Source organism: Bradyrhizobium sp. STM 3809 (genome assembly GCF_000239795.1).
In the GTDB taxonomy this organism is placed as follows: domain Bacteria; phylum Pseudomonadota; class Alphaproteobacteria; order Rhizobiales; family Xanthobacteraceae; genus Bradyrhizobium.
On sequence record NZ_CAFJ01000129.1, the window covers coordinates 1 to 3,608 of the forward strand.

The 3,608-nt window shown below is 66.2% G+C and carries 3 protein-coding genes; all 3 read left to right on the forward strand.

Annotated elements, in window-relative coordinates; all coding sequences use genetic code 11:
- The coding region (gene pimC, locus BRAS3809_RS06505) for a pimeloyl-CoA dehydrogenase large subunit (RefSeq protein ID WP_035655553.1) at positions 1-1,127 on the forward strand (1,127 nt) is incomplete at its 5' end.
- 145 nt (positions 1,128-1,272) lie between these two features.
- A complete protein-coding gene (gene pimD / locus BRAS3809_RS06510) occupies positions 1,273-2,415 on the forward strand; it encodes a pimeloyl-CoA dehydrogenase small subunit (protein WP_008961299.1) in 1,143 nt (380 codons plus the stop codon).
- 241 nt (positions 2,416-2,656) lie between these two features.
- The gene (locus BRAS3809_RS06515; RefSeq protein ID WP_008961300.1) at positions 2,657-3,430 is read left to right on the forward strand and encodes an SDR family NAD(P)-dependent oxidoreductase; all 774 of its coding nucleotides are present in this window, start codon (positions 2,657-2,659) and stop codon (positions 3,428-3,430) included.
- Positions 3,431-3,608: the final 178 nt, after the last annotated feature.

Below are 3,608 nucleotides of genomic sequence, written 5' to 3' on the forward strand. Positions count from 1 at the left end.
ACAATGTGCCCGCGGAGACGCGCCGCAAGATGGTCGAGGGCCGGCACCTGTCGAAGGACGAGATGGTGACCTGGTGGCGCATCCTCAACAAGAAGGGCTGGGGCGTCTCGCACTGGCCGAAGGAATATGGCGGCACCGGCTGGACCTCGGTGCAGCACTACATCTTCAACGAGGAGCTGCAGGCCTATCCGGCGCCGCAGCCGCTCGCCTTCGGCGTCAGCATGGTCGGCCCGGTCATCTACACCTTCGGCAACGAGGAGCAGAAGAAGAAGTATCTGCCGCGCATCGCCAATGTCGATGACTGGTGGTGCCAGGGCTTCTCCGAGCCGGGCTCGGGCTCCGACCTCGCCTCGCTGAAGACCAAGGCCGAGCGCCGCGGCGACAAGTGGATCATCAACGGCCAGAAGACCTGGACGACGCTCGCCCAGCACGCCGACATGATCTTCTGCCTCTGCCGCACCGATCCCTCCGCCAAGAAGCAGATGGGCATCTCCTTCATCGTCTTCAGCATGAAGTCGAAGGGCGTCACGGTGCGTCCGATCCAGACCATCGATGGCGGCCACGAGGTCAACGAGGTGTTCTTCGACGACGTCGAGGTGCCGATCGAGAACCTGATCGGCGAAGAGAACAAGGGCTGGGACTACGCCAAATTCCTGCTCGGCAATGAGCGCACCGGCATCGCCCGCGTCGGCGTCTCCAAGGAGCGCATCCGCCGCATCAAGGAGCTCGCCGCCAAGGTCGAATCCGGCGGCCGCCCGGTGCTGGAGGATCCGTCGTTCCGCGAGAAGCTCACGGCCTGCGAGGTCGAGCTGAAGGCGCTGGAATTGACCCAGCTGCGCGTCGTCGCCGACGAGGGCAAGCACGGCAAGGGCAAGCCCAATCCCGCGTCCTCGGTGCTGAAGATCAAGGGCTCCGAGATCCAGCAGACCACGACCGAGCTGCTGATGGAAGTCATCGGCCCGTTCGCCGCGCCCTACGACGTCCATGGCGACGACGACAGCAACGAGACCATGGACTGGACCGCCCAGATCGCGCCGAGCTACTTCAACAACCGCAAGGTCTCGATCTACGGCGGCTCCAACGAGATCCAGCGCAACATCATCGCCAAGGCGGTGCTGGGGCTCTGACGTGTGAGCCGCAGCGCCTCGACAACGCACGCCGTCATGGCCGGGCCTGACCCGGCCATCCACGCGCGGCCCCGCCCGGGCACGACGTGGATGCCCGCGACGAGCGCGGGCATGACGGAGAATGGGGATACTGGAGAGTCAACCAATGGACTTTGATCTCACCGAGGAGCAGCGCCTCCTCAAGGACAGCATCGACGGCCTCTTGGCGGATGCCTACGATTTCGACAAGCGCAAGCTGTACATGAAGGAGAAGGGCGGCTGGAGCAAAGCGATCTGGTCCAAGCTTGCGGAGCAGGGTCTGCTCGGCCTGCCGTTCTCCGAGGAAGACGGCGGCTTCGGCGCCGGCGGTGTCGAGACCATGATCGTGATGGAGGCGATGGGCCGCGCGCTGGTGCTCGAGCCCTATCTCGCGACGGTGGTGCTGTCGGGCGGCTTCCTCCGCCATGGCGGCTCGGCGGCGCAGAAGGAAGCGCACCTGCCTGGCATCATCGACGGCAGCAAGACCTTCGCCTTCGCCCAGCTCGAGAAGCAGTCGCGCTACGACCTGTTCGATGTCGCGACCTCGGCCAAGAAGAAGGGCGACGGCTGGGTGATCGACGGCGAGAAGTTCGTCGTGCTCAACGGCGAGAACGCCGACACCTTGATCGTGACCGCGCGCACCTCCGGCGGCCAGCGCGACAAGTCCGGCATCGGCGTGTTCATCGTGCCGGCCGACGCCAAGGGCGTCACCCGCAAGGGCTATCCGACCCAGGACGGCCTGCACGCCGCCGACATCACCTTCACCGGCGTCGAGGTCGGCGCTGACGCCGCGATCGGCGATCCTGCCAACGCCCTGCCGCTGATCGAGCGCGTCGTCGACGAGGCCCGCATCGCGCTGTGCGCGGAGGCCGTCGGCCTGATGGACGAGTCGCTGAAGACCACGGTCGAGTACATCAAGACCCGCAAGCAGTTCGGCGTCGCGATCGGCTCGTTCCAGTCGCTGCAGCACCGCGCCTCGGACATGTTCGTCGCGCTGGAGCAGGCCCGCTCGATGTCGATGTTCGCCACCATGGCCGCTGAGTTCGACGACGCCAAGGAGCGCGCCACCTCGATCGCCGCGGCCAAGGTGCAGATCGGCAAATCGGCCAAGTTCGTCGGCCAGCAGTCGATCCAGCTCCACGGCGGCATCGGCATGACCATGGAGGCCAGGATCGGCCACTACTTCAAGCGCCTGACCATGATCGAGAGCACGTTCGGCGACACCGACTACCACACCCGCCGCGTCAGCGAGGCGGGCGGGTTGATCTAGGGCAATGCGTCGTTGCCGGGCTTGACCCGGCAACCCATCGCTCTTGAAAGAAGATGGATGCGCGGGTCAAGCCCGCGCATGACGATTTGAGGCGCTTCAGTGCCGACGCAGCAATGACGGCGGAGCGAGACCCCGTAGCCCGGATGAGCGCAGCGACATCCGGGGTCTCACGAGCTGTCGCGATGAACCCGGATATCGCTGCGCTCATCCGGGCTACGAGGCCGCCGCGGAGGAACCATACATGACCCCCAACCCCTTCAATCTCTCCGGACAGGTCGCTGTCATCACCGGTTCGAGTCGCGGCATCGGCCGCGCCTCGGCGGAGCTGCTGGCGCAGCTCGGCGCCAAGGTGGTGATCTCCAGCCGCAAGGCGGACGCCTGCGAGGAGGTCGCGGCCGGCATCCGCGCCAATGGCGGCGAGGCCCATGTCATCCCCTGCAACATCTCGCGCAGGCCTGAGGTCGACGCGCTGATCGACGGCGCCGTCAAGCATTACGGCCAGGTCGACATCCTCGTCTGCAACGCCGCGGTGAACCCGTATTACGGCCCGCTGCTCGACATCTCGGACGAGGCCTTCGACAAGATCATGGCCTCCAACGTCAAGAGCAACTTCTGGCTCTGCGCCAAGGCGATTCCGCCGATGGCGGCGCGGGGTAAGGGCTCGGTGATCATCGTCTCCTCGATCGGGGGCTTGCGCGGCTCGACCGTGATCGGCGCCTACGGCATCTCGAAGGCGGCCGATTTCGCGCTGTGCCGCAGCCTCGCCGGCGAATGGGGCCCGCAGGGCGTGCGCATCAACTGCGTCGCGCCCGGCCTGATCAAGACCGATTTCGCCCGCGCGCTGTGGGAGGACGAAGCCCGCCTGAAGCAGCGCTGCGCCACCACCCCGCTGCGCCGCATCGGCGAGCCGCACGAGATCGCGGGTGCGGTGGCGTATCTGGCATCGGATGCGTCGACCTTCATGACCGGGCAGACCATCGTGGTGGATGGTGGCGTGACGACGGCGGCGGTGTAGCTGACACCAAAAGCCACACGACGGCTGCACCCTCTCCCTCGCGGCAATTGCGCAGCGATTGCCTGGAGCGGGAGAGGGTGGTTGCGCGCAGCGCAACCGGGTGAGGGGTCTCTCTCCGCATACTCCAAGCGTGCGTGTGGCACCAACCCCTCACCCGAGTGAATGTGCGGCTGGCGTC